Here is a 23,566-nt window from a genome sequence, read left to right as displayed (position 1 = left end):
ACTTGCGTGGTGCTGGCACTGCTCGTGGTTCTCCTTACGCCTGGGATCGTAACAAACCCAGACATCAGGGACTCCATGAAAGCCGGAGCAGCTCAGAGAAGGGGAAGCTCATGGGACAGCGTGCGCAGCGTGGCCGGGTGTACCGGCGGTGTGGTTGTTCGGACGGTCACGGGAGGCAGTTGGGCCCGTGGTGTGTGCGGTTGTTGGAGGAGGCGGGTCACGGGTCGTGGACGTACTGCGTCGACCTGGCCCCGGAGGACGGGAAGCGAAAGACCCGTCGGCGGGGCGGGTTCGCCAGCCGTGCGGAGGCGGCCCGGGAGATGAGGGCGGTGCTGGACGGTGAGCTGCGCGGCGTCTACGAGGACCGTCGCGTGACCGTGGCGAGTTTCCTGCGGCAGTGGCTGGAGGTGAGGAAGGAGGAGCTCGCGCCGAACACCTATGCCGGCTACGAGGCGTGCGTGGAGCGGGACCTCATCCCCGCGTTCGGCCACTACCGTCTTCCGGACCTGCGCCCGAAGCACATCGCGCGCTGGATCGCCGCCCAGCGCAAGGCCAAGCGCGGCAAGGTCACCGTCTACCGGATCGTCTCCACCCTGCGCAACGCCCTGAACACCGCCGTCCGCTCCTGGGGGCTGCGCTACAACCCCGCCAAGCACTCCGTCCCTGCCCGGCCCCGCGCCGCAGAGCGCACCTGCTGGACCCCCGACCAGGCCGCCACCTTCCTGCGCCACGGCGCCGAGCAGTACGCGGACCAGCTGACCGACCTGTTCGAGGTCATGCTCGGCACCGGCATGCGCCGCGGCGAGATCCTCGCCCTGCACTGGTCCGACGTCCACCTCATGGACCGCAAGCTCTACGTCCGCTGGACCCTCGCCGCCATCGACAACGGGAAGATCCACCTCCGCGAGCCCAAGACCGAAGCCAGTAGGGCCTGGATCAGCCTCTCCCCCAGAGTCATGGCCGTCCTCCACCGCCAGGCCGCCCTCCAGATGAACGCCCATCCGGAAGGCCGGCTGGAGGGCCTGGTCTTCGCTCGCCCCGGCGGTACGCCGCTGCGGCCGCAGTGGGTCCTCGACCAGCTCCGCAAACGCACCGCCGAGCTCGGGCTTCCCAGGATCGGCCTGCACGACCTGCGGCACACGGCGGCCAGCATCGTGATCGCCGAAGGCGTCCCGCTGGCCATCGTCTCCAAGACCCTGCGCCACTCGACCCTCGCCACCACAATCAACCTCTACGGCCACCTCTTCAAGGACTCCGCCGACCAGGCCGTCCAGGCGCTCGCCTCCGCCCTCGACCGGGCCCAGGCACGTGAGCTCCGAGCCGTCCCCCGTGGCGACGACGACCTACCGCTGGTCGCGTAGCGGCAGTTGCGGCCGGAGCGCCGGTCAGGGCTGCCTCGGGCTCGTGTCAGTGACAGGGTGCTCGTCTTCCTCAAGGTCCGGGCAGAGGTTGTCGACGAGGTCGTTCGCTGCCCAGTCCGGGAGGGTCATGGCCGGCGGGACCGGGAGCCCGGCTTCGCGCCGGAGGGATCCCTCCTTGAAGACGGCCTCGGTGATCCAGGCGAAGGTGTCGTCGTCGAGGAGGTCAGGGTGGCCGGCCGCCGTGTCGGCCAGGTACTCGGTGTCGGGGAAGGTAGCGGTCACCGCGGCGGGCAGGGTGCCGTTGGTCGCCGCGCCGGCGATCGCGCGGCGGGCGGCGGTCTCGTACCAGCCGGATCCCCACCATTCGCCGACGGATTCGGTGCGGGAGCCGTGCAGGGTGAGCATGCGCAGGACGGTCGCAGCACCATCTACGTGCACCGGGACTTCGCGGTTCCCAACGTCGCTCAAGGACTTCACCCGTTCGGGGGTGCCCCCAGCGGGTGAGAGCTGAGTGCTCGTTAGGATTCGTTCCATGTCTGGTCGCTCCTCCGCCGATAGCTCTGAGCGTGTTGCTCGCGCCCACCGCCTGGGTCGCCAGCTGCGGGCGCTGCGTGAGGCGCACGGTTTGACCCGGCCCCAGTTGGCCGCCACAGCCGGCGTGCCCCTGCGCACACTGACCCGCCTGGAGGCCGAGTCCGTGGCGCAGCCCGGTCTGTTCACTGTTGCGGCGTTGGCGCGGGCGCTGGGGGTGACGGTGGACGCGCTGGTGGCGGCCGCGGGTCCGGTGCCGGGTCTGTGGTCGACTGGTTACGAGGGCCGCACGATCGACTCGTTCGTGGCGGCGCTGGTCGATGCGGGTGTGGACGCAGTGGCGGATGTTCGGCTCACTCCGATCAGCCGCAAGCCCGGGTTCAGCAAGTCCCGGCTGCGTGCGGCCCTGGCCGAGGCGGACATCTCCTATCTGCACCTGCGCTCCCTTGGCAATCCGAAGGACAACCGGGCGCCGTTCTGGGACGGCCGCGTCGACGAAGGCCTGGCGGCGTTCGCCGACGTCATGGCGGCGGAGCCGGCCCGCCGGGAGCTGGAGGAACTCGCCGAGTTGGCCGTCGAGCGTTCGGTGGCGGTGCTGTGCTTCGAGCAGGACGAGAGCCGCTGCCACCGCCAAGCCGTCCTGGCCGAACTGCACCAGCGAACCGCACTGCCCATCGCCGCCCTGGCCTGATCCTCTTCAGCTCCCGGCCGGACAGGCACCCTTGCGCTTTCGGCACCGCGCCCGCCCAATGGTGACAGGAGTCGGACCAGGGGGCTGGCATGTCAGTATCGGGCTGGGAACGAGCGCGCATCCTGATCACGGTCAAGACGTATCCCGACGTTTCGCACAAGTACCTTGAAACCTGCTGCGTCGCCGGTATCCGCCTGGACACCGACCCGGTGCGGCATGTGCGGCTGTTCCCGATCCCGCACCGGCTGCTCGACGAGGAGAAGCGGTTCGGGAAGTACTCCGTCGTCGAGGTCGACGTCCGGCACCACCACGCCGACCGGAGACCGGAGAGCCTGAGACCCAACCTGGACACCCTCCGGGTCGTCGACACGGTCAGGAGCCGGAACGGCTGGGCCGAGCGCCTCGACATCGCCAGACCGCTGATCCAGCCGTCCCTGTGCGCGATCAAACGCCTCCAGGCCGCCGACGGCACCTCCCTCGGGCTCTTCCGGCCCGCCCGCATCGACTCCTTCCGCCTCGCCGACGCCAACCCCTGGACCGCGGAGCAGCACGGCATCGTCAACCAGACCGACGTGCTGCACCCCGACCACCGGCCCCTCGAATGGGTGCCCTACGAGTTCCGCTACCGCTTCCACTGCGACGACGACTCCTGCCAGGGCCACGACATGGGCCTGCACGACTGGGAAGCCGGCCAGTCGTGGCGCAAGTTCCGCCGCAGCTACCCCGCCCACCGGCTCGCCGACGTCCTGCACGAGCGCTGGTGGACCAAGATGATCACTCCCGAGCGGGCCACGCACTTCTTCGTCGGCAACATCGCCGCCCGCCCCAGGACGTTCATGCTCCTCGGCGTGTTCAACCCCACCATCGCCGCCCTCGCCGCTCCTCGACAGGACGCGCTCTTCTGACCACGGCCGCGGCCACTCGCAGGGGCGTCGGGCCAACCGGCGGACGCCGGCGAATGGGCAACTGACACAATCCGTTGACCTGCAACAAGCGGTGAGTCATGCTGCGCCGGTTCCCCCTTCCTCGAAGATCACTTCCCTCGCCGCTGGTCAGCGCGCTGCCCTTGGCGACTTCGCTGCGCTCCTGCATCCGGGAGGGACAACCGGAAGGCTCGCGGGGCTGCCGCCTCAAGTGCGGTGGTGCCCTGTGGCCTGCTGCTGGCGTCGGCCGCGTTCGCATCTGCGCCCTCGGCCATGGGTGACTGGTTTGGTGGTCAGGCCGGGGCGGGGATCCAGGCGCCTGAGCCGTCGAAGAGCCGGGTGATGGAACGGCAGTCGGTGGCGTCCGTACCGGCGCCCTCGGCACCCGGAGCGATGGAGCTGCCGGACGGCCTGACGGCCCGTGAGGCCGAGGTGTTGGCGCTGATCGTCACCGAGCAGGGCGGTGAGCGGTCCGGTGGTGGCGGGATGGGCGACGAGCCGGTGCATCAGAGTCCGGTCGCGCTGGTAGAGCCGGTTGGCTTGCCCGCAGGTTGCCGCGGGGTCCCCGGTTGTGCCCGACGCGGGGCCCGGTGCGACAAGGCGCGTCAAGCTTCCGGCTGCCCCCGGCCACCGCGCGTCAGCCGCCCGGCGCCGCGACTGTGGTACGTGTCCGGGGGTGGGGTGCGGGGTTGCCGGTGTCGGTGGAACGACGTGATGTCATGAGGTCTGGGCCCGGGCGTGTGCCGGAGGTGGTGGTTGTCAGCGGGTGCGTCTACGGTGCCGATCATGAACGGTGATGGGCGTGAGGGTGGTTCGGGTACCGGTCCGGTGGTGGCGGGTGCGTGGTGGACGGACCTGGGGTTGTTGGTGAATGGCGATCCGGCGCGGGTATGGGGGCTGCTGGACTCGGGGGCGGATCCGCGGGCTCGTTTGATGGCGGCGGTGTATCGGGCGTCGGCACATGTGCACCGGGATGCGACGCCGGGGGCGCGTCGGCAGTTGCTGGCGCTGGATGCGGCTCGGTACGGGGACGTGGAGTTGGCGGCGCGGATCAGTGCCGCTCCGGTGGTAGGCGAGCCTGCGCCGCGGTGGGGGGTGGCATGGTCCACCGGTACCCAGGTCGATGCCCGGTTCCGGCACATGATGGCCCACGGCACCCCCGTGCACGCGGTGGCGACGGCGATGGTGGACGGCCGCCCGGTCGCCGTCACCGGCGCCGAGGACGACGTACGGGTGTGGAACCTGGTCACCGGCGAGCAGATCGGCTGCCTCCCGTACCGCCACGACGGCGTGGTGCGCGCGGTGCCGACGACCGTGCTGGAGGGCCGCCCGGTCGCCATCATGGGCGGCGACTCGGCTATGTCGGTGTGGGACCTGGCCACCGCCGAGCAGATCGGGGACACACTCGAAGGCGTGTGCGCGGTGGCGACGGCGGTGGTGGACGGCCGCCCGGTCGCCATCGCCAGCGGCGACAACGATAGGACGGTGCGGATGTGGGACCTGGCCACCGGGCAGCCCGTCGGCGACCCCCTGCACGGCCACGACGGCCCGATGCATGCGGTAGCGACAGCGCTGGTGGACGGCCGCCCGATCTCCATCGCCATCGGCGAGGACGGGACGGTGCGGCTGTGGGACCTGGCCACCCGCCAGCAGATCGGCGAACCCCTGCACGGCCACGACCGCCCGATGTATGCGGTGGCGACGGCGGTGGTGGACGGCCGCCCGGTCGCCGTCACCAGCGGCGGCAAGGATATGACGGTGCGGGTGTGGGACCTGGCCACCGGGCAGCCCGTCGGCGACCCCCTGCACGGCCACGACGGCGAGGTGTATGCGGTGGCGACGGCGGTGGTGGAGGGCCGTCCGGTCGCCGTCACCAGCGGCGAGGACGGGACGACGCGGGTGTGGGACCTGGCCACCCGCCAGCAGATCGGCGAACCCTTGGAAGGCCATGACCTGGAGGTGTGGGCGGTGGCCACCGGGGTGGTGGAGGGTCGGCCGGTCGCCGTCACCGGCGGCGAGTGGGGGACGGTGTGGGTGTGGGACCTGGCCACCCGCCAGCAGATCGGCAACCCCCTGCGAGGCCACAGCGATGGGATCTCGAGGGTGGCCACCAGTGAGGTGGACGGCCGGCCGGTCGCCGTCACCAGCGGCAAGGACGGGACGGTGCGGGTGTGGGACCTGACCACCGGTGAGCAGATCGGCGAGCCGCTAATAGGCCAGGCCGGCGTTGTGCGGGTGGCGGCACCCGCGGTGGTGGAGGGCCGGCCGGTCGCCGTCACCAGCGGCAAGGACGGGACGGTGCGGGTGTGGGACCTGACCACCCGCAAGCAGATCGGGCACGCGCTGCAAGTTCCCACCGGCAGCGGCGTGTTGGTGGCAACGACCACGGTCGCCGTCACCGGCAGCAACGACGGGACGGTGCGGGTATGGGACCTGGCCACCGGCCAGCCGATCGGCAACCCCCAGCAAGGCCACACCGACTGGGTGATGGCGGCGGCAACCGCGGTGGTGGAGGGCCGGCCGGTCGCCGTCACCGGCGGCAAGGACGGGACGGTGCGGGTGTGGGACTTGACCACCGGCGAGCCGATCGGCGCGCCGCTGGAAGGCCACACGCGAGGGGTGAGTCCGGTGGCAACGACCGTTCTGGACGGCCGGCAGGTCGCCGTCACCGTCAGCGACGACGGAACCCTACGAATATGGGACCTGTCCACCCGTCAGCAGATCGGTGACCCCCTGCAAGGCCACACCCGCACGGCGCGGGTGGTGGCAACCGGAGTCTTGGAAGGTCAGCTGGTCGCCGTTACCAAATACTACGACGGGACGGTGCGGGTGTGGGACGTGGCCACCGGCGAGCAAGTGGGGCCGGAACTGGTGTTCCCCGCAGACGTGACTGCGTTGGCGGTGGCTCCAGGCGGGCGGCTCGTGGTCGGTTTCGGTCACGAGGTCGCGGTCCTGTCTCCCCGCTGACCGGGCAGACCATCCTCCCCATCGGGCCCCTGCGGGCCGGCCACTCGTGAGTAAGCGGAACGCAACGGGCACCTTGCCGCCCCGGCCCGGAACAGCCGCAAGGCCACAAACCCGGCCGGGGCCGCAGGGGCCAAGCGCAACACGAACACGCCACCGCTTGAGCCTGGCCTGGCGTGTATACACCACGCCATTCCGCGCGGATAGATCTACGCCACCGAGCTGTAAAGGTCACACCCCGCTTGGCCTAGCGGCGCGCACCGGCGCCGGGCCAAGCGGGGGCGGTGTACCGATCTTCCGTGCGCGGTCACGCCCGCTGAGAACCTCGCCGCGACGGGTGCCAGCGGGGGCGCCGCGAGCCTGGTCGCGTCAGGCCTACTGGATCTGGACCTGGTCCGCCTGCATCCACGAAGAGGTCCTCGCCACTTTCCGGGGTACCCGACCCTTCGCGTCGCTGAACGCTTCAAGACGCTGGCGGAGGGCCAGAAGGTCACATTCGTGGCCGTGCAGGGCCCCATGGCCAGCCCGGCGCCAGCAGGCAGCCGCGACAGGCCGCCGACACCAGCAACCAGGTAGGCACCTTCAACATCCCGAGCCTCGCCCGGGCGGCGAACGCGAACCCCGCCGCCGCGCAGACCGCGTCCGCGACCGCCGTCCCGGCCGGAGACGGCAGCACCGCCGCCAGATCGTCGGCGAGCGCGACCAACCAGGACGTGAACACCGCCGCAGCCCGGCCCGCCCGACGCGACCAGCACCGCAGCCAGCCCCGCACCGTCGTCACCGGCCTGCCCAACCGCTCGGCGATCCACCTGCTTCCCCAGCCGGCCGCCGCCAGCTCCAGGCCAGCCCCCACCACCTCGGCCGTGTCCGCGCGCCTGACCAGGGACAACACCGGCAACAGGATGTGCGTCGCCTCGCAGGAACGACACCTCGCCCTGCGCGGGCGCACCACTACGACCCCGCCCGGACCCCGCAGGCTCCGCGACCGGCCCCAGCCCCACCGGGCCAGCACCCCACCGCAGTCCGGGCACGACAGCTCGCCCGCCGACAATCGCTGTTCGACAGCCGCAGCTGTCACCTCTACCGTGACCAAGGCGCCCTCCGTTGGCGCTCGCACGGCCCTCCCGGACGCCGCCAAACGAGCGGGCGGCACCCCGAAGATCAATCCCCCTGCGGCAACTTCCTCACCATCACCACCGTCAGTGGCACAACACTGGGGAGTGTCATGAATCAGGTGGACACCCTGATCAAGGGAGACACTGATGAGCCCGCTGACGGATCACCAGATCGAGTCGGTTCCTGACGGATCGGTTTCGTCGGAGCCGGAAACTGCCGATGCCTTGGACATGGGTCCGAGGAAGAACACCGGTGGATCGGATGTGGTGGCCTCGGTCGCCGAGCTGGCGACCGAGCAGGCCAGGGCCGGCGGGATGCAGCTGCTCGGTGATGGCGGGCTGCTGCAGCAGCTGACTCGGCACCTGCTCCAGGAAGCCCTGGAGACCGAGATGGACGAACACCTGGCCTCGACCGCGGAGCCGGGCCGCTCGGTGCGCAAGGGTGGCAACGCGCGCAACGGCTATCGGATGAAGACCGTGATGACCGAAGCCGGACCGGTCACGCTCGAGGTGCCCAGGGACCGGGCCGGCACGTTCGACTCCAAGGTCGTGCCCCGGCACGCACGCCGCACCGAGGGCCTGGACAACCTCGTGCGTCTCACTGACCGCGAAAGGCCTGACCAGCGGCGAGATCGTCGCCCACCTGGCCGAGGTCTACGGCATGACGACCAGCAAGGAGACCGTCTCCACGATCACCGACCGGGTCCTGGAGGGCATGGCCGAGTGGCGCACGCGCCCCCTGGACGCGGTCTACCCGGTCCTGTTCGTGGACGCCGTGAACATCAAGGTCCGCGACGGCCAGGTCGCCAACCGACCCGTCTACGTGGTCCTGGGCGTCACCGCCGACGGCTACCGCGACATCCTGGGCCTGTGGACCTCCAGCGGCGGCGAGGGCGCCAAGTACTGGCAGTCCGTCCTGACCGAGATCAAGAACCGCGGCGTGAAGGACTGCCTGATCCTCATCTGCGACGGTCTGGCCGGCCTGCCCGACGCGGTCGCCCAGGTCTGGCCCCAGACCGTGGTCCAGACCTGCATCGTCCACCTACTGCGGAACTCCTTCCGCTACACCTCCAAGCGGGACTGGGCGGCCGTGGCCCGCGACCTCAAGCCCGTCTACACCGCGCCGAACGAGCAAGCGGCCCTGGACCGCTTCGCCGACTTCACGGCCGCCTGGGAGGCGAACTACCCAGCCGTCGTGCGACTGTGGGAGAAGGCTTGGCCGGAGATGGTCCCCTTCCTCGCCTTCGACGCCGAGATCCGCAAGATCATCTGCACCACCAACGCCATCGAGAGCCTGAACTCCCGCTACCGCAGGGCCGCCGGCGCCTGCGGCCACTTCCCCAACGACCAGGCCGCCCTCAAACTGCTCTACCTGGCCACCCTCGCCCTCGACCCCACCGGACGCGGCCGCCAGCGCTGGAGCAACCGCTGGATGGCCGCCCTCAACGCCTTCGACATCGCCTTCGACGGGCGCCTGTCAGCCGGACGGGCGTAGGCCACCCGGCCCACACCCACCACGAAGATCAACACCTAGGCCAACCGGGTGCCGTACACCTAGATCGTGATAGTCCCCAACACTGCCCGCTCATCAGCATCCTGAGTGGCTATCTACAGGTGATCAGTCCGGTCGCGCTGGTAGAGCCGGTTGGCTTGCCCGCAAGCTGCCCGGGGGCCCCGGTTGTGCCCGACGCGGGGCCCGGTGCGACAAGGCGCGTAAAGCTTCCGGCTGCCCCCGGCCACCGCGCGTCAGCCGTTCGGCGCCGCGACTGGACGGCGAACCTTGGTCCCGGGATCACCCAGTCCGAGAGAAGGGGAAGCTCATGGGACAGCGTGCGCAGCGTGGTCGGGTCTACCGGCGGTGTGGTTGTACGGATGGGCAGGGGAAGCAGTTGGATCCGTGGTGTGTGCGGTTGTTGGAGGAGGCCGGTCATGGGTCGTGGACGTACTGCGTCGATCTGGCCCCTGAGGAGGGGAAGCGTCGTACCCGTCGGCGGGGTGGGTTCGTCAGCCGTGCGGAGGCGGCTCGGGAGGTGAGGGCGGTGCTGGACGGCGAGCTGCGCGGGGTCTACGAGGACCGCCGAGTCACGGTGGCGAGCTTCCTGCGGCAGTGGCTGGAGGCGAAGAAGGAGGAGCTCGCGCCGAACACCTACGCCGGCTACGCGGCGTGCGTCGAACGGGACCTGATCCCCGCCTTCGGCCACTACCGTCTCCCGGACCTGCGCCCGAAGCACATCGCGCGCTGGATCGCCGCCCAGCGCAAGGCCAAGCGCGGCAAGGTCACCGTCTACCGGATCGTCTCCACCCTGCGCAACGCCCTGAACACCGCCGTCCGCTCCTGGGGGCTGCGCTACAACCCCGCCAAGCACTCCGTCCCTGCCCGGCCCCGCGCCGCAGAGCGCACCTGCTGGACCCCCGACCAGGCCGCCACCTTCCTGCGCCACGGCGCCGAGCAGTACGCGGACCAGCTGACCGACCTGTTCGAGGTCATGCTCGGCACCGGCATGCGCCGCGGCGAGATCCTCGCCCTGCACTGGTCCGACGTCCACCTCATGGACCGCAAGCTCTACGTCCGCTGGACCCTCGCCGCCATCGACAACGGGAAGATCCACCTCCGCGAGCCCAAGACCGAAGCCAGTAGGGCCTGGATCAGCCTCTCCCCCAGAGTCATGGCCGCCCTCCACCGCCAGGCCGCCCTCCAGATGAACGCGCACCCGGAAGGCCGCCTCGAAGGCCTCGTCTTCGCCCGCCCCGACGGCACACCCCTGCGCCCGCAGTGGGTCCTCGACCAGCTCCGCAAACGCACCGCCGAACTCGACCTCCCCCGCATCGGCCTTCACGACCTGCGCCACACCGCAGCCAGCATCATGATCGCCGAAGGCATCCCCATCGCCATCGCCTCCAAGACCCTGCGCCACTCCACCCTCGCCATCACCATCAACCTCTACGGCCACCTGCTCAAGGACTCCGCCGACGAGGCCGTCAAGGCTCTCTCGGCCGCCCTCGACCAGGCAGACGTACAGCAGCGTGTGACGCGGACAGGGTCTGAGAGTGCTGGGCCCTTGCCGCTCGCGGCGTAGCCTGCCGGGCTGTGGGTTCACAGAGCGCCGTCTCCGCCTGATCGGTTGTTCTCGACCCTGTCCGAAGGCGACGGTTGAGCGGAGTCTGCGCTGCCTACCGGGATGGGCGCGACCTACAGGGGCTGCTGCGGCTCGGTGATCCGGGCTGCGCGCCAGGGGTAGGCGGCCCAGGCAGCGTCCAGGATCGGATTGCGTCCTGCATGGCCCGAAAGAACGGTGCTGTTGAGGTCCCAGGTGGACCGTTCCGGGTCCGCGGCCCGTTCGAGCAGCCTGGTTGCGGCCGCGTCCTCGGGCAAGGTCACCAGTTGCTCGACCTCGCGCGCGCTGGCGACCGTGGTGAACACCCGTGTGGTGGGCAGGTCTGGCATCTTGAATGGGGCGTTGACGAGGTGGAACGGCTCCAGGGTCACCACGAGACCGTGGCGGGGCCTGTCTCTGGGGATGGCGGCGAAGGCGGGGTGGGCTGAGGCGATCCGCTCCTCCGTGTTGTTGATCTGGCGGTATGCCCTGCCGATCTTCTCGACGGTGTCCTCGGCTCCCTCGACCAGTCCCAAACGAGCATTCTCCGTGGGCATGGTGGACTTGACCTCGACAAGGAGGACCAGGTCGTCGAAGACGACGATCCAGTCGACGCTCCGCATCTCCTGGCGGCGCACCGTGTAGGTGATCTCCGGATGCACTTCGGCGTGGGTGAGCAGGCGCAGCTGGCGGCCGATGTACTGCTCGAACAGGTAGCCCATCTCGACGGCGAAGCTTCGGCCGAAGTGACGGCCGCCGGCATGGTAGATGCCGGCGGGTCCGGCCTTGCGGTGAACGAGTTGGGGGACCGGACACAGGAGCCAGGTGTCGCCGTAGCCGGTGACAGCTGGCCTGCCGATCAGTGGGTTGTAGGTGAAGCGGCGCAGTTGTGAGTTGCGTGCTTGGGGGACAGCTTCGAGGCGCTTGTTCGTCTCGTGCTCGGTCTGTTTGAAGGCTGCCGTGTCGATGGCGAACTGGCGCTCCAGGACGCGCACGATGGTGTCCCGGCTGACGATGTCGCTGATCCCTGCGGCATCCGCAGTGTCGAGGAAGGAGGGGTCGAAGCGGCCCTGGCAGACGAGGGCGCTCGCCCATAGCAGTTGGGCGGCTCCGACGAAGTCGGTCAGCGAGCACCCGAACAGTTCCGTATCCCAGCCCGGCAGCATGTGCCTGGGGGTGCGGTCGTCGGGGAACGGCGTATGCAGGAACACGGCCGCGGTGCGGGCCAGGGTGGCGAAGTCCGGCTCCTGCCAGGCGAGCTGCTCCCCGGCAGTGCGAAGCAGGAAGTCGCGTAGCCGGATGGCGTCATCGCCGTTGCTGTGCAGGGTGGGGTCCATCAGGGCGGAGTAGGCGGCGAGGATCTCCAGCAGGTCGTGCTCGGTCGCGGCACTGCGGTTGAACTCTGTGCCGTAGGTCAGCGCGACGCGGGCCGCGTCCGCGAGCGCCCACGGCGTGTATTTGCGGAATGGGCTGCCCAGCCACGCGCGGTACTGGTCCGGCCGCCCGTACCGGGCGCCCGCCGAAGCGATCAACGGCAGCAGGGAGCTCGGCCGATGCCGCCGGACACGCTGACGGTACTCGTCGTCCCGAACAAACCGGTCATACATGAGCGCAGCCATCCCGCCATGGTCCTCGCCCGCAGGCTCTCGCGCGAGGGGATTTGGCTTTCCGAACCACCGTCGAGCTGGGCAATGCCGCCACGAGGGTGCTTCGGGGCTGTCTTGGCTCTCGTGGATGGTCCGGGCAGCTGCCCGGCCTCCGCTGTGGGGAGTGCAAGCCGGCCGGGCCGAGGAACGTCGGATAGCCGCACGAACCGTTCGCCGCGCCGCGCTCAAGGAGATGCTCGGTTGGTCCGGGCCGCCACACCGGGGCTTCCGGTGTGGGCACGCGCACGCGCTGCTTGGGCTCCTGTTGACGGACATCGCCGGAAGCTGCTCAAGCCCGAGTACTGCCCCAACTCCTTTATAGATCATCGAATTTGTCGAGTTCCGTGTCGCACGGTTTGTCGCTGTGCGCGCCTACGCTGGTGGAATGGCGAATGGCGTGTTCCATACCGGATACGGCATCACGATCAACCTCAACCTCCCCGACCTCGGCCATCCCGAGATTCCTGGTCTGCTGGACGAGATCCTGCAGCCGGTCGACGAGCGCGACCGCGGCCTCCTGGAGTGTCTTGACCACCATGCCGGCAAGGTCTGCAGGTCGGAGAACGCGGACAAGTCCCCCTGGATGTTCATCAGCACCCGGCGCAAGCACGGCCGCCTGGTGCTCGTCGCCTCCCATCTGCCGGTCACCCGCAAGGCCACCCCCGAGGAGAGCGCCCGCCACCGCGCAATGAAGGAACGGATCGCCCGCTGCGCCGAGCGGCACGGCCTCAGCGCGCAGGTCGAGGCCCGTTCCGCGGACGGCCGCGTCGTCACCGACGTGCTGGTCACCGGTGCCGGCGGCCAGCGGATCGGCTGGGAGGCCCAGTACTCGCCCATCACCGGCGACACCGTCCGCCGCCGTTCCCGCAAGGCCACCGAACACGGCATCACGCCGCTGTGGGTCACCGACAGCGAACGGGCCTCGCTGATCGACCGGGCGCCTTGGGTGCGCGTGGACGACTACTCCTCGCGTGACATCGCCTCCCGCCTGGCCATGTTCGTCCGCGGTGGCATCCGCCACCTGCAGGTCTGGAAGTGCCTGCCCACCAGCGAACGCCCCTGTCCGACCACCGGTAGCGCATGCGGCCGCTTCCACTCCGGTTGGTTTCTGCCGGCGCTGTGTCTGCCGAAGAAGCCGCCGACAGAGGTGGATCGCCTGGTCGTGGCCAGTGCTGACGGCGAGTTCGTTCCCATGCGCATACGCGCCGACAGCGACCGGCGCGCCGCCGCCCACATGTGGGTTCCTGTCGTCGACCGGGACCGGTGGTGGGAGATCGTCGGCCCGTCCGAGACCACCACCGACCCGGACGACACCACCGACTCACCGGACGAGGAGATCACCTTCACCGGCGAGGAGATCGACCCCACCTGCCGCTACGGCGAGGAAACCCTCGCCCGCAACGACATCCGCCCCCGCCGGGACCGCCCGGACGCCACCGGCTTGCAAACATTCGCCCACGTCCCGCAGTCCCTGTTCGCCTTCCCTGCCATCTCCCCCACGCTGAACATCACTGCCACCCAACGGCAAGTAGCAGCCGCACAGTTCGGATGCCCGATTTGGGAGATCGGACCCTGCGGCCTGTGCGGCACCCCGATTCACCGTTACGGCAACCGCTCGGTCCACGCCTGCGCGCACTGCCGCACCGGTCTCGTGCACGGTTTCGCGGCCATGTCGGTGCTCCGGTGGGTGAGTTGGGTTCAGCGGGTGGTGGAGGAGTAGGGCAGCAGGGCCATCTCGCGGGCGTTCTTGATCGCTCGGGCCATGGCGCGCTGTTGCTGGACGGTGAGGCGGGTGACGCGGCGGCTGCGGATCTTTCCTCGGTCGGAGATGAACTTGCGCAGGAGGTTGGTGTCCTTGTAGTCGATGTAGGTGATGCCGGCTTCGATCAGGGGGTTGGGGCGCGGCTTGGCGGGGCGTCCGCCTGCGGTGCGTTTGGCCATCTCGGGTTCTCCGTTGGGGTCGGTGGTGGGCGGCGGAGGGTTCAGGCGACGGGTTCCAGCAGGTCCTCGAATGCGTCGGGGAGGGTGCGCCAGCTCTGCTCTCCCGCGGTCAGTTCGGCATCGGTGAGCAGGCAGGAGTCCAGCAGTTCGGTGATTCCTTCAGCGTCCAGCCCTTCGGCGGTGAAGATGAGTTGCTGGATGCGGTCGCCGTGCAGGGGGTGCCAGTCGAGGGCGGCGGCGGCTTGGCGGGCGGGCGGGTAGCAGTCCCAGTCGGCGTCGGCGAGAGCGGCCAGCCAGGGGCCGCACTCCTCGACGGCGAGGTTGGCGCCGGCGGCGTCCCAGGCGAGCATCAGCTCGGGGCGGTTGGCCAGCCAGAACCGTCCGCGGCTGCGCTGGGCGGCCGGGACGAGTTGCTCCAGCGCGTCGTACAGCCGCGCGGGGTGCAGGGGCCGCCGGCGTTCCCAGACCAGGGTGGCGACGCCCGCCTCGTCGTGGGCCTGCGGCAGCAGCGCGAGTGCGGGGTTGACCCGGTCGCGGGCGGCCGCCACGTCGAAGCCGCCGAGCGCCGCGCGGAGCAGTTCGCCGGTGCCGAGCAGGACCCGCCGGGCCATCGGGTGGAGCTGGCGCAGCATCGACAGCCCGGCCTCGCGTCCGCGGGCCACGGCGATCGTGGTGGCGTACTCGATCTGGTGGGCGAGCGCCTCCGCGCGGGTGCGGCCGTCGTCCGAGGAGGTGTGCTCGCCGTGCTCGGAGAGGTCGTCGGGGACGGAGAGTTCGCCGAGCAGCCGGTCCGGGTCGACGGCTGTGACCACGCCGGCGAGCTCCACGAGCTCGTCCAGGCGACGGCCGTTCACCTCGCCGCCGGCGATCACCTCGACGGCCGGGTGCGGGTCGCTGCCACCCCACAGCTCGACGACCGCCAGGCCGTGCTGCCCGGCGTCGGCGATCCGCACGAGCTCGGGCAGCAGGTCCTCGCGCAGCGCGCAGCATGGGCAGTCGTTGGTCAGCACAACGTCGACGGCCGCGCAGCTGCCGGTTGCGTCGCGCAGTTCGCGGTGGACCGTTCCGGTCGAGGCGTCGCGCAGGTCGTGGTGGAGGACGATGCCGTTGACGCTGCCGTCCAGGAGTTCCTGGACGGCGCGGCGGCGCTCGGCGCGGTGGAGACCGGTCACCACCACGACCGGCAGCTTTATCTGATCGTTCATCGGGCTCGGCCTCACCAGCTGGCCTTGCGGACGCCGGGCAGTTGGCCGGCGTGGGCGAGGGTGCGCAGGTTGATCCGGGACAGGCCGAAGGCGCGCTGGTAGCCGCGCGGGCGGCCGTCGACGGCGTCGCGGTTGCGCACGCGGGTGGCGCTGGCGTCCCGGGGTTGGCGGGCGAGCTCGCGTTGGGCGGCGGCGCGCTCATCCGGGCCGCTGTCCGGTCGGGCGATGATCTTCTTCAGCTCGGCGCGGCGTTCGGCGTAGCGGGCGACGATCGCGCGGCGCTGCTCGTTCTTGGCGATCTTGCTCTGCTTGGCCATCAGACTTTCTCCCCTCGGGCGCGGATCCGGGCGACGGCTGCCTCGATGCCGATCACGTCGACGGTCTTGACGCCCTTGGCGCCGAGAGTGAGGCGCACGTGGCGACCCTCGCTGGGCAGCCAGTAGCGCTTGCGCTGGATGTTGGGGTCGAACCGGCGGCTGGTGCGGCGGTGCGAGTGCGAGATTGTGTTGCCGAATCCCGGCTTGCGGCCGGTCAGTTGGCAGTGGGCGGACATGGCCGCCTCCTTATCCGTGGGCGTGCGCGGGCACGGCCGGACCAAAACCCCGGTGGGTCGCATCCGTGGTCGCGGTGGCCGCCCAACAGCAGCCTAGATGAAAACGGATTTCATTTCGCTATAGAGTTGCGTCCCCCGATCCGAGGAGGACCGCATGGCCCGCAGCGAACTGCGCCCGATCATCAAGCTCCGCTCCACCGCCAGCACCGGCTACACCTACGTCACCCGCAAGAACCGCCGCAACGACCCCGACCGCCTGGTCCTGCGCAAGTACGACCCGGTCATCGGCCGGCACGTCGACTTCCGCGAAGAACGCTGACCACCCAACCCACCCCAGGAGCACACCGATGAAGCCCGGCATCCACTCCGCCTACCGCCCCGTCGTCTTCCGCGACCGCGTCGGCGGCCTCGCCTTCCTCGCCCGGTCCACCGCCACCAGCACCAACACGATGGAGTGGGAGGACGGCAACACCTACCCCGTCATCGACGTGGAGATCTCCTCCGCCAGTCACCCCTTCTACACCGGTAAGTCCCGGGTGGTGGACGTCGCCGGCCGGGTCGAGCGGTTCAACCGTCGCTACGGCACCACCCGCGCCTGACCTCGACCACCCTGCCAGGAGAATCGCTCATGTCCGAGCCCACCACGCCCGCCAAACTCCCCGTCACCGTGCTGTCCGGCTTCCTCGGCGCGGGCAAGACCACCCTGCTCAACCATCTGCTGAACAACCGGGACGGCCTGCGGGTCGCGGTGATCGTCAACGACATGAGCGAGATCAACATCGATGCCGCCCTGGTCCGCGACGGCGGCACGCTGTCGCGGACCGAGGAGCGGCTGGTCGAGATGACCAACGGCTGCATCTGCTGCACCCTGCGCGACGACCTGTTGGAGGAGGTCGGCCGGCTCGCCCTCGCCGGCCGCTTCGACTACCTGCTCATCGAGTCCAGCGGCATCTCCGAGCCCATGCCGGTCGCCGCCACCTTCGCCTTCGCCCGCGACGACGGCGCGACCCTCGGCGACCTCGCCTGCCTGGACACCATGGTCACCGTCGTGGACGCCGCCAACTTCCTGCCCGAGCTGCACACCGGCGACGAACTGACCGAACGCGGCCTGGACCAGTACGAGGAGGACGAGCGCACCGTCAGCGACCTGCTCATGGATCAGGTCGAGTTCGCCGACGTCATCGTCCTCAACAAGACCGACCTGGTCACCCCAGCCGAGGCCGACCGCCTCGCGGCCACCCTCAGCAGGCTGAACCCCTCGGCCCGGATCGTCCGCTCGGTCGCCGGGCGGGTCCGGCCCGAGGAGGTGCTCGGAACCGGCCTGTTCGACGTCGCCCGCGCGCAGGAGGCGCCCGGCTGGGTCGCCGAACTGAACGGCGACCATGTGCCCGAGACCGAGGAGTACGGCATCTCCAGCCTGGTCTTCCGCGCCGACCGGCCCTTCCACCCCGCTCGTCTCTGGCACCTGGTCAGCCATCGCCTGGACGGTGCGGAGTTCGGCACGGTGCTCCGCTCGAAGGGGTTCTTCTGGCTCGCCTCGCGTCCCGACGTCACCGGACTGTGGTCGCAGGCCGGCTCGGTCGCCCGCTTCGAGCCTTCCGGCATGCGCGTGGCGTTGCCCGGCGCCGTCGCCTCCGACCAGCTCGCCCAGGGCCAGGAACTGGTCTTCATCGGCACCGGCCTGCGCAAGGAGGAACTGCGCGCCGCCCTGGAGCAGTGTCTGCTGAGCGGCATCGAACTCGCGTCGGACCCCGCGTCCTGGCAAGCCGATGACCCCTTCCCAGTCTGGGAGGAGTACTGTCCCACCGGGCACGACGTCCACCACGTCGAGCCGACGCGCGACGCCGTTCTCTCGGCGGCCCGCTGACCGCCCGCTCAGCCCTCGGATGCGTGCCGGATCGCGTCCTCCACCGCCAAGCCGCCATCCAGATGGCCGCCCACCCCGACGGCCGCCTCGAAGGCCTCGTCTTCGCCCGCCCCGACGGCGAACCCCTGCGCCCGCAGTGGGTCCTCGGCCAGCTCCGCAAACGCACTGCCGAACTCGGACTGCCCAGGATCGGTCTGCATGACCTTCGCCACACGGCCACCAGCATCATGATCGCCGCCGGCGTCGCCGTCGCCGTGGTCTCCAAGACGATGCGCCACTCCACGCTCGCCATCACCATCAACCTCTACGGCCACGTGCTCAAGGACTCCGCCGACGAAGCCGTCAAGGCGCTCGCCTCTGCCCTCGACCACGCGGACGCCCGCCGCCAGGACGGATCCGTCAGCGTTGGTCCAGCCACCCGGTTGGCTGCTTAGAGCCTGGATGCCGGACCTCGGGACCGCTGGTCCGAGGCGCCGACCGCCGGTGACGATGACGATGACGATCAATGCAAGCGTCCAGGACACCGGAAGGGCCGATCCGGCCACTTATTGCACAATGCATGCAGCTGCAGAATTCATGCAAGAAGGGATTTGAGACATGACGGGGTCGCCGGTGGTGCTGGGGATCGAGTCGTCCTGCGACGAGACCGGCGCGGGCCTGGTCAGGGACGGAGTCCTGCTCGGGCAGGCGGTGGCGTCCAGCATGGACGAGCACGCCCGCTTCGGCGGGGTGGTGCCCGAGATCGCCGCCCGCGCACACGTCCACGCCATGGCGCCGGTGGTGGGCGAGGCGCTCGACCGCGCCGGGCTCACCCTTGCCGACATCGGCGCTGTCGCGGTCACCGCCGGCCCCGGTCTGTCTGGCGCGCTCCAGGTGGGGGTCGCGGCGGCGAAGAGCTACGCTTTCTCGCTCGGTGTCCCGCTGTACGGGGTGCACCACCTCGCCGGGCACGTCGCCGCCGCGACGCTGGACGGCGGGCCGCTGCCCGACCCGTGCATCGTGCTGATCGTCTCCGGCGGGCACACCTCACTGCTGCTCGTGCGCGACCTGGCCCGCGACCCGATCGTCCACCTCGGTGACACTCTGGACGACGCGGCCGGCGAGTGCTTCGACAAGGTCGCCCGGATCCTGGGCCTGCCCTACCCCGGCGGCCCCTCGATCGACCGCATCGCCCGCGACGGCGATCCGACGGCGGTGCGGCTGCCCCGCCCGCTCAGCGGCCCGAACGATCCGCCGTACGCCTTCTCGTTCTCCGGCCTCAAGACCGCCGCCGCCCGTTGGGTCGAGGCCCAACGGGCCGTCGGCGCCGAGCCGCACGTCCCGGATGCGGCTGCGGCGCTGCAGGAGGCGATCGCCGACACGCTCACCCGCAAGGCCGTCCGGGCCTGCACCGACCACGGCATCGACACCCTGGTCGTGGTCGGCGGTGTCGCCGCAAACTCCCGTATCCGCGCCCTCACTGAGGAGCGCTGCGCCGCCGCCGGCATCACCCTCCGAGTGCCGCCGCTGCGGCTGTGCACCGACAACGGGGCTATGATCGCGGCGATTGGGGACCTGCTGGTGCGCTCGGGCGCCGAGCCCTCCCCGATGAACCTCTCCATCGACCCGTCCGCGCCGTTGGAGTACGCGGCGCTCAACCCGCTCGCCGTAGTCCGGGCCGCGTGACCGCCATCGAGCTGCTGCCGCCGGACGGGGCCTCGCTACTGGCACCAATCGGACGCTCGGCCCGCCGCACACCCCTTGGAGCACCCCCATGACCACCACGGTCTTCAGCGTCGAAGGTATGGACTGCGGACGCTGCGAGAAGGCTGCCGTCGCGGTCCTCAAGACCGTCCCGGGGATCACGAAGGTCACCGCCCACTTCCCCCTGGGCCGGATCACCCTCACCTCCGCCCACGCGCTGGACGACGGCGTCGTGGGGGAAGCCGTCGCCCGCGCGGGCTTCCGGGTGCTGCGCCGACTCTGATGGCCGTCGGCCGCGGTTACGCGCCGGCCGTCGGCGAGGGGCCGTCCTCGTCCGACGGCCGGAGCCCCGCCGACCACTTCTCCTCGATGCGGCCGAACTTCCAGACCGCCAGCGCCACCGCCCAGGTCAGGAAGAAGAGGCCGACGATGACGAAGCCGATGACGTTGAGGTCGAGTCCGCCGACCCAGTCCCAGAAGGCCCCGTGCAGGTCGAGCTTGTCCGCCACCAGCGCGAGGATCTCGACCGTTCCGATGATCAGGGCGACGGCCACGGACAGGCCGGTGATGGTGAGGTTGTAGTAGACCTTGCGGACCGGCTTGGAGAACGCCCAGCCGTAGGCGAAGTTCATGAACGTCCCGTCGATGGTGTCGAGCAGGCTCATGCCGGCGGCGAACAGGACGGGCAGGCACAGGATCGCGTACCAGGGCAGGCCCGAGGCCGCGCCGGTGCCGGCGAGGACCAGCAGGGCGATCTCGGTGGCGGTGTCGAAGCCGAGGCCGAACAGGAGGCCGACGGGGTACATCTGCCAGGGCTTGGTGACGGCCTTCATCACGCGGCCGAGCAGGCGGTTCATCAGGCCGCGGTTGTTGAGCTGTTCCTCCAGGGCGGCCTCGTCGTACTGGCCCGCGCGCATCTGCCGGAAGACCTTCCAGATCCCGGCCAGGATCACGATGTTGATGACCGCGATGGCGTAGAGGAACGTGCCGGACACCGTGGTGCCGATCAGCCCAGTGACGTTGTGGAGCTGCGAGCCGTCGTCCTCCAGGGGCCCGGCCAGGGTCTTGATGCCGAAGGCGAGCAGCGCGGCGAGGCCGAAGACGATGCTGGAGTGGCCGAGGGAGAACCAGAAGCCGACCGAGAGCGGCCGTTTGCCCTCGTGCATGAGCTTGCGCGTGGTGTTGTCGATGGCGGCGATGTGGTCGGCGTCGAACGCGTGCCGCATGCCCAGGGTGTAGGCGGTGACGCCGATTCCGACGCCGAAGGTCTTCTCTCCGAGGCTGAGGTCCTGCGGGGCGACCAGCGCCACGAGGACGAACCATCCGACCGCGTGCAGGGCCGCAATGAAGCCGGCCATGCCGGCCAGCCGGGTCCACTCCTGACGTGACATCGACCCTGTGAGGCGCTGCCAGGCCGATCTGGCGTCCTCCTCAGGCGGGTTCGCATGCTCTGCTGACATGTTCTTCTCCCTCGATCGCGGGGCGACGGCCGGAAACAGTAGGCGCGTCTGATACGCAGTTGCAATAGGTTGGCAACTGGTCCGTGTGTCGACGGGCGCACAGGGAGCGCGAAGGAGGCGCAGTGGATCGCGAGGCGAGGCTCATGCAGGACCGTATGCCCTGCCACGGAAGCGGTCCCGCGCAGCCTGGACCGGTGGAGGATCCGGAGCTCCTGGAGTCCTGCCGGCAGCGCCTTCGTGCCGCCGGCGCCCGCTGCACGGACCCCAGGCTTCGAGTCCTCGGTGCCGTCTGCGCCCAGGGCGGCCATCTGACGGTCACCGAGATCCACCGGCTGATCACCGCCCACGGCAGGAACATCAACATCTCGACCGCCTACCGGTCGGTCGACCGCCTCGTGCAGCTCGGTCTCCTGCACGGCGTTCGCGGTGTCGGCGGCGAGCTCAGCTACGGCCTGGCCGACGAACCGCACCACCACGCGCTCTGCACCGGCTGTGGACGGGTCTTCGAGTTCCCCAGCCACCTCGTCGCCGAGGGGCTGGCAGCGGCGGGACGACACACCGGGTTCCGGGCCGAAGAACTGCTCATCAGCGGCAGATGCCTGGACTGTCAGGCCCAGCATGGCTGTTGACGCGGGGTCGGCCCTGCGTCCCGGCGGGCGCCGGTTGGGAAGACGATCAGCAGCGGAAGGGCAGGCGCCCAGGGCGGCTGACGGGGGCCGACCCCGCAGTCAACATGCTGGAGCATAAGCTTTCCTGTTGCAACTCATACGCAATAGTGTGAACCCGGCACGATCACCACATCCGCCGAAAGGGGCTGTGTCCCGCCATGGGCACCTACTCGCTTCCCGACCTGCCGTACGACTACTCCGCACTCGAGCGGGCCATGTCCGCCGAGATCCTGGAGCTGCACCACTCCAAGCACCACGCCGCCTACGTCAAGGGTGCGAACGACACCCTGGAGCAGCTAGCCGAGGCGCGCGACAAGGACCAGTTCGGCGGCCTGGTCGGCCTGCAGAAGACCTTCGCCTTCCACCTGTCCGGCCACGTGCTGCACTCGCTGTTCTGGCAGAACCTCTCCCCCGAAGGCGGCGAGCGCCCCGACGGCGCCCTCGCCGACGCCATCACCGAGCACTTCGGCAGCTTCGAGGCCTTCAAGAAGCAGCTCACCAACGCCACCACCGGCGTCCAGGGCTCCGGCTGGGGCATCCTGTCCTGGGAGCCGCTCGGCAAGCGCCTGATCGTGGAGCAGGTCTACGACCACCACGGCAACGTGGGCCAGAACACCACCCCGCTGCTCGCCTTCGACGCCTGGGAGCACGCCTACTACCTGCAGTACAAGAACGTCCGCCCCGACTACGTCACCCGCCTGTGGGACGTAGTCAACTGGCAGGACGTCTCGGCCCGCTTCGCGGCGACCACCCAGGGCTGATCCGCCTCTCCGGTCGGACCGCTGGGGCGGGGCTTGCACCCCCAGCCACGCAGAACCCTCCGCAGCCCGAACACCGTCGGTGTCGCGGAGGGCTCTGCGTTGCCGTCATGACGCTCGGCTATCGCGCTGACCGTCACCGGTCTCCTGTTGTTGCTCAGGTTGACCTCGCGATGTCGATGGTTGGGGAGAGTCGGGCGACCCAGTGGTGATGGATCGCCATCGTGTGGAAGCTGCGGACTGATTCGAGGTTCCGCTGTTGACACGGTCGACCAGAACGCCCTAGTGAATTGCACGCGCGGCAACAGCGGCTTCACCTGCCTACTGCTCGGCTCAGCACGGCCGCCGTCCACCACGCCACCTGCCGGGTGCTGGCGGTCCCGGCGCCGCCCGTGCAGGGGATGATGGCCACATGAAACGTGTGATCGTCGCCGGCAGCTCGGGCGCGGGCAAGACCACGATGGCCGCCGCCCTCGCGGCCCGGTTCGGCCTGCCGCACGCTGAGCTGGACGCGCTTCACCACGGCCCGGGCTGGGTGAAACGTCCCGAGTTCGAAGCCGACGTGGACCTTTTCACGGCTGGCTCGGCCTGGGTCTGCGAGGAGCAGTACTACGGCGTGCTGGGCGGCCTGCTCTGGGAGCGGGCCGACACCCTGGTCTGGCTCGACCTTCCCCGACGTACCGTCATGAGGCGGGTCGTAGGCCGCTCGCTGCTGCGCGTACTGACCCGCCGCGAGCTGTGGAACGGCAACCGCGAGACCTGGCGGGACCTGGTCGGCCCCGATCACCCGATGCGCTGGGCCTGGGCTAACTTCGCCAAGAAGCGTAGCTCCACGGCCCAACGCCTGGCCCAGCACCCGCATCTGACGGTGGTCCGGCTCGCGAGCGCCAGGCATGCCCGGGACTGGCTGTTCAGCTCCGCAGACTACTCAGGCTGAACTCGCGATGATTGGTCGCCAGGCTGTGGCAGTGATCAGACCGGTCTCGACCAGGCGGCCGTCGATGAGCTGAAGTGAGCTGCTCCGGCTTTCATGGAGTCCCTGATGTCTGGGTTTGTTACGATCCCAGGCGTAAGGAGAACCACGAGCAGTGCCAGCACCACGCAA

At 69.9% G+C, this 23,566-nt stretch carries 24 protein-coding genes and 1 pseudogene; 16 read left to right on the top strand and 9 right to left on the bottom strand.

Annotated features, from left to right (window positions below; all coding sequences use genetic code 11):
* Positions 1 to 203 precede the first annotated feature (203 nt).
* The gene (locus tag ABZW30_RS42065; RefSeq protein ID WP_355676598.1) at positions 204 to 1,361 is read left to right on the top strand and encodes a site-specific integrase; all 1,158 of its coding nucleotides are present in this window, start codon (positions 204 to 206) and stop codon (positions 1,359 to 1,361) included.
* A gap of 24 nt (positions 1,362 to 1,385) precedes the next feature.
* Here ABZW30_RS42065 and ABZW30_RS42060 read toward each other — a convergent pair whose 3' ends face one another.
* On the bottom strand, positions 1,386 to 1,829 hold the full coding sequence (locus ABZW30_RS42060) for a hypothetical protein (protein ID WP_355676597.1): 444 nt from the start codon (positions 1,827 to 1,829) through the stop codon (positions 1,386 to 1,388).
* 64 nt (positions 1,830 to 1,893) lie between these two features.
* Here ABZW30_RS42060 and ABZW30_RS42055 point away from each other — a divergent pair, with 64 nt between their 5' ends.
* Together ABZW30_RS42055 and ABZW30_RS42050 are read left to right on the top strand one after the other, a co-directional pair.
* Positions 1,894 to 2,583 (top strand): DUF488 family protein, encoded by a 690-nt coding sequence (locus ABZW30_RS42055; protein ID WP_355676596.1) that lies wholly within the window; start codon positions 1,894 to 1,896, stop codon positions 2,581 to 2,583.
* An 89-nt stretch (positions 2,584 to 2,672) separates the two neighbouring features.
* Entirely contained in the window at positions 2,673 to 3,488 is an 816-nt protein-coding gene (locus tag ABZW30_RS42050) for a hypothetical protein (RefSeq protein WP_355676595.1), read from the top strand.
* A 311-nt stretch (positions 3,489 to 3,799) separates the two neighbouring features.
* Here the strand turns inward: ABZW30_RS42050 and ABZW30_RS42045 are convergent, their stop codons facing one another.
* Positions 3,800 to 3,958, bottom strand: a complete 159-nt coding sequence (locus tag ABZW30_RS42045) for a hypothetical protein (RefSeq protein ID WP_355676594.1) — start codon at positions 3,956 to 3,958, stop codon at positions 3,800 to 3,802.
* 643 nt (positions 3,959 to 4,601) lie between these two features.
* Between ABZW30_RS42045 and ABZW30_RS42040 the strand changes: the two genes are divergently transcribed.
* Positions 4,602 to 6,473 carry a WD40 repeat domain-containing protein gene (locus ABZW30_RS42040; RefSeq protein ID WP_355676593.1) on the top strand — a complete coding sequence of 624 codons (1,872 nt, stop codon included), beginning with the start codon at positions 4,602 to 4,604 and terminating at the stop codon, positions 6,471 to 6,473.
* A gap of 487 nt (positions 6,474 to 6,960) precedes the next feature.
* Here the strand turns inward: ABZW30_RS42040 and ABZW30_RS42035 are convergent, their stop codons facing one another.
* Complete coding sequence (locus tag ABZW30_RS42035; RefSeq protein WP_355676592.1) at positions 6,961 to 7,563, bottom strand: hypothetical protein; 603 nt, start codon at positions 7,561 to 7,563, stop codon at positions 6,961 to 6,963.
* Between the two features lie 316 nt (positions 7,564 to 7,879).
* Between ABZW30_RS42035 and ABZW30_RS42030 the strand changes: the two are divergent.
* Positions 7,880 to 9,080 (top strand): annotated as a pseudogene (locus ABZW30_RS42030) (IS256 family transposase); the annotation flags it as partial.
* 544 nt (positions 9,081 to 9,624) lie between these two features.
* Complete coding sequence (locus ABZW30_RS42025) at positions 9,625 to 10,662, top strand: site-specific integrase (RefSeq protein WP_355676591.1); 1,038 nt, start codon at positions 9,625 to 9,627, stop codon at positions 10,660 to 10,662.
* A gap of 113 nt (positions 10,663 to 10,775) precedes the next feature.
* On the opposite strand, the gene ABZW30_RS42020 is transcribed toward ABZW30_RS42025, so the two are convergent.
* Complete coding sequence (locus tag ABZW30_RS42020; RefSeq protein ID WP_355676590.1) at positions 10,776 to 12,299, bottom strand: hypothetical protein; 1,524 nt, start codon at positions 12,297 to 12,299, stop codon at positions 10,776 to 10,778.
* A 412-nt stretch (positions 12,300 to 12,711) separates the two neighbouring features.
* Here ABZW30_RS42020 and ABZW30_RS42015 point away from each other — a divergent pair, with 412 nt between their 5' ends.
* A complete protein-coding gene (locus tag ABZW30_RS42015; RefSeq protein WP_355676589.1) occupies positions 12,712 to 14,046 on the top strand; it encodes a hypothetical protein in 1,335 nt (444 codons plus the stop codon).
* On the opposite strand, the gene rpsR is transcribed toward ABZW30_RS42015, so the two are convergent.
* From rpsR to rpmB, 4 genes are read right to left on the bottom strand one after another with little or no spacing between them, the layout of a single operon-like run.
* Positions 14,025 to 14,267, bottom strand: a complete 243-nt coding sequence (rpsR, locus tag ABZW30_RS42010; RefSeq protein ID WP_355676588.1) for a 30S ribosomal protein S18 — start codon at positions 14,265 to 14,267, stop codon at positions 14,025 to 14,027. The genes ABZW30_RS42015 and rpsR overlap by 22 nt on opposite strands.
* 41 nt (positions 14,268 to 14,308) lie before the next feature.
* Positions 14,309 to 15,472, bottom strand: a complete 1,164-nt coding sequence (locus ABZW30_RS42005; protein ID WP_355676587.1) for a GTP-binding protein — start codon at positions 15,470 to 15,472, stop codon at positions 14,309 to 14,311.
* A gap of 11 nt (positions 15,473 to 15,483) precedes the next feature.
* On the bottom strand, positions 15,484 to 15,789 hold the full coding sequence (gene rpsN, locus ABZW30_RS42000; RefSeq protein WP_355676586.1) for a 30S ribosomal protein S14: 306 nt from the start codon (positions 15,787 to 15,789) through the stop codon (positions 15,484 to 15,486).
* Positions 15,789 to 16,025 (bottom strand): 50S ribosomal protein L28, encoded by a 237-nt coding sequence (gene rpmB / locus ABZW30_RS41995; protein WP_355676585.1) that lies wholly within the window; start codon positions 16,023 to 16,025, stop codon positions 15,789 to 15,791. Before rpmB ends, rpsN begins: the two co-directional genes overlap by 1 nt.
* Positions 16,026 to 16,179: 154 nt before the next feature.
* On the opposite strand from rpmB, the gene rpmG reads away from it, so the two are divergent.
* The 6 genes from rpmG (at position 16,180) to ABZW30_RS41965 (ending at position 19,858) form a co-directional block, all read left to right on the top strand.
* Complete coding sequence (gene rpmG, locus ABZW30_RS41990; RefSeq protein WP_355676584.1) at positions 16,180 to 16,344, top strand: 50S ribosomal protein L33; 165 nt, start codon at positions 16,180 to 16,182, stop codon at positions 16,342 to 16,344.
* Positions 16,345 to 16,372: 28 nt separating this feature from the next.
* Positions 16,373 to 16,624, top strand: a complete 252-nt coding sequence (locus ABZW30_RS41985) for a type B 50S ribosomal protein L31 (RefSeq protein WP_355676583.1) — start codon at positions 16,373 to 16,375, stop codon at positions 16,622 to 16,624.
* Between the two features lie 29 nt (positions 16,625 to 16,653).
* On the top strand, positions 16,654 to 17,892 hold the full coding sequence (locus tag ABZW30_RS41980; protein ID WP_355676582.1) for a GTP-binding protein: 1,239 nt from the start codon (positions 16,654 to 16,656) through the stop codon (positions 17,890 to 17,892).
* Between the two features lie 23 nt (positions 17,893 to 17,915).
* Positions 17,916 to 18,326 carry a tyrosine-type recombinase/integrase gene (locus ABZW30_RS41975; RefSeq protein ID WP_355676581.1) on the top strand — a complete coding sequence of 137 codons (411 nt, stop codon included), beginning with the start codon at positions 17,916 to 17,918 and terminating at the stop codon, positions 18,324 to 18,326.
* Positions 18,327 to 18,489: 163 nt separating this feature from the next.
* Positions 18,490 to 19,557 carry a tRNA (adenosine(37)-N6)-threonylcarbamoyltransferase complex transferase subunit TsaD gene (gene tsaD, locus ABZW30_RS41970; protein ID WP_355676580.1) on the top strand — a complete coding sequence of 356 codons (1,068 nt, stop codon included), beginning with the start codon at positions 18,490 to 18,492 and terminating at the stop codon, positions 19,555 to 19,557.
* Positions 19,558 to 19,645: 88 nt separating this feature from the next.
* A complete protein-coding gene (locus ABZW30_RS41965) occupies positions 19,646 to 19,858 on the top strand; it encodes a heavy-metal-associated domain-containing protein (protein WP_355676579.1) in 213 nt (70 codons plus the stop codon).
* Positions 19,859 to 19,874: 16 nt separating this feature from the next.
* Here the strand turns inward: ABZW30_RS41965 and ABZW30_RS41960 are convergent, their stop codons facing one another.
* Entirely contained in the window at positions 19,875 to 20,966 is a 1,092-nt protein-coding gene (locus ABZW30_RS41960; protein ID WP_355676599.1) for a HoxN/HupN/NixA family nickel/cobalt transporter, read from the bottom strand.
* Positions 20,967 to 21,229: 263 nt separating this feature from the next.
* On the opposite strand from ABZW30_RS41960, the gene ABZW30_RS41955 reads away from it, so the two are divergent.
* From ABZW30_RS41955 to ABZW30_RS41945, 3 genes are all read left to right on the top strand, one after another.
* Complete coding sequence (locus ABZW30_RS41955; protein ID WP_355676578.1) at positions 21,230 to 21,664, top strand: Fur family transcriptional regulator; 435 nt, start codon at positions 21,230 to 21,232, stop codon at positions 21,662 to 21,664.
* A 197-nt stretch (positions 21,665 to 21,861) separates the two neighbouring features.
* A complete protein-coding gene (locus ABZW30_RS41950) occupies positions 21,862 to 22,464 on the top strand; it encodes a superoxide dismutase (protein WP_355676577.1) in 603 nt (200 codons plus the stop codon).
* Between the two features lie 409 nt (positions 22,465 to 22,873).
* Complete coding sequence (locus ABZW30_RS41945; protein ID WP_355676576.1) at positions 22,874 to 23,398, top strand: adenylate kinase; 525 nt, start codon at positions 22,874 to 22,876, stop codon at positions 23,396 to 23,398.
* Positions 23,399 to 23,566: the final 168 nt, after the last annotated feature.

This window comes from Kitasatospora sp. NPDC004669 (genome assembly GCF_040609455.1).
Classification (GTDB): Bacteria; Actinomycetota; Actinomycetes; order Streptomycetales; family Streptomycetaceae; genus Kitasatospora.
This window is presented reverse-complemented; position numbering and strand designations above follow the sequence as displayed.

Coding starts and splice junctions, on each gene's coding strand:
- ABZW30_RS42055 (WP_355676596.1), top strand. CDS start 1,894: ATGTCTGGTCGCTCCTCCGCCGATAGCTCTGAGCGTGTTGCTCGCGCC.
- rpsN (WP_355676586.1), bottom strand. CDS start 15,789: ATGGCCAAGCAGAGCAAGATCGCCAAGAACGAGCAGCGCCGCGCGATC.
- ABZW30_RS41945 (WP_355676576.1), top strand. CDS start 22,874: ATGAAACGTGTGATCGTCGCCGGCAGCTCGGGCGCGGGCAAGACCACG.
- ABZW30_RS42005 (WP_355676587.1), bottom strand. CDS start 15,472: ATGAACGATCAGATAAAGCTGCCGGTCGTGGTGGTGACCGGTCTCCAC.
- ABZW30_RS42015 (WP_355676589.1), top strand. CDS start 12,712: ATGGCGAATGGCGTGTTCCATACCGGATACGGCATCACGATCAACCTC.
- rpsR (WP_355676588.1), bottom strand. CDS start 14,267: ATGGCCAAACGCACCGCAGGCGGACGCCCCGCCAAGCCGCGCCCCAAC.
- ABZW30_RS42020 (WP_355676590.1), bottom strand. CDS start 12,299: ATGGCTGCGCTCATGTATGACCGGTTTGTTCGGGACGACGAGTACCGT.
- ABZW30_RS42050 (WP_355676595.1), top strand. CDS start 2,673: ATGTCAGTATCGGGCTGGGAACGAGCGCGCATCCTGATCACGGTCAAG.
- tsaD (WP_355676580.1), top strand. CDS start 18,490: ATGACGGGGTCGCCGGTGGTGCTGGGGATCGAGTCGTCCTGCGACGAG.
- ABZW30_RS41960 (WP_355676599.1), bottom strand. CDS start 20,966: ATGTCACGTCAGGAGTGGACCCGGCTGGCCGGCATGGCCGGCTTCATT.
- rpmG (WP_355676584.1), top strand. CDS start 16,180: ATGGCCCGCAGCGAACTGCGCCCGATCATCAAGCTCCGCTCCACCGCC.
- rpmB (WP_355676585.1), bottom strand. CDS start 16,025: ATGTCCGCCCACTGCCAACTGACCGGCCGCAAGCCGGGATTCGGCAAC.
- ABZW30_RS41985 (WP_355676583.1), top strand. CDS start 16,373: ATGAAGCCCGGCATCCACTCCGCCTACCGCCCCGTCGTCTTCCGCGAC.
- ABZW30_RS41965 (WP_355676579.1), top strand. CDS start 19,646: ATGACCACCACGGTCTTCAGCGTCGAAGGTATGGACTGCGGACGCTGC.
- ABZW30_RS41950 (WP_355676577.1), top strand. CDS start 21,862: ATGGGCACCTACTCGCTTCCCGACCTGCCGTACGACTACTCCGCACTC.
- ABZW30_RS41980 (WP_355676582.1), top strand. CDS start 16,654: ATGTCCGAGCCCACCACGCCCGCCAAACTCCCCGTCACCGTGCTGTCC.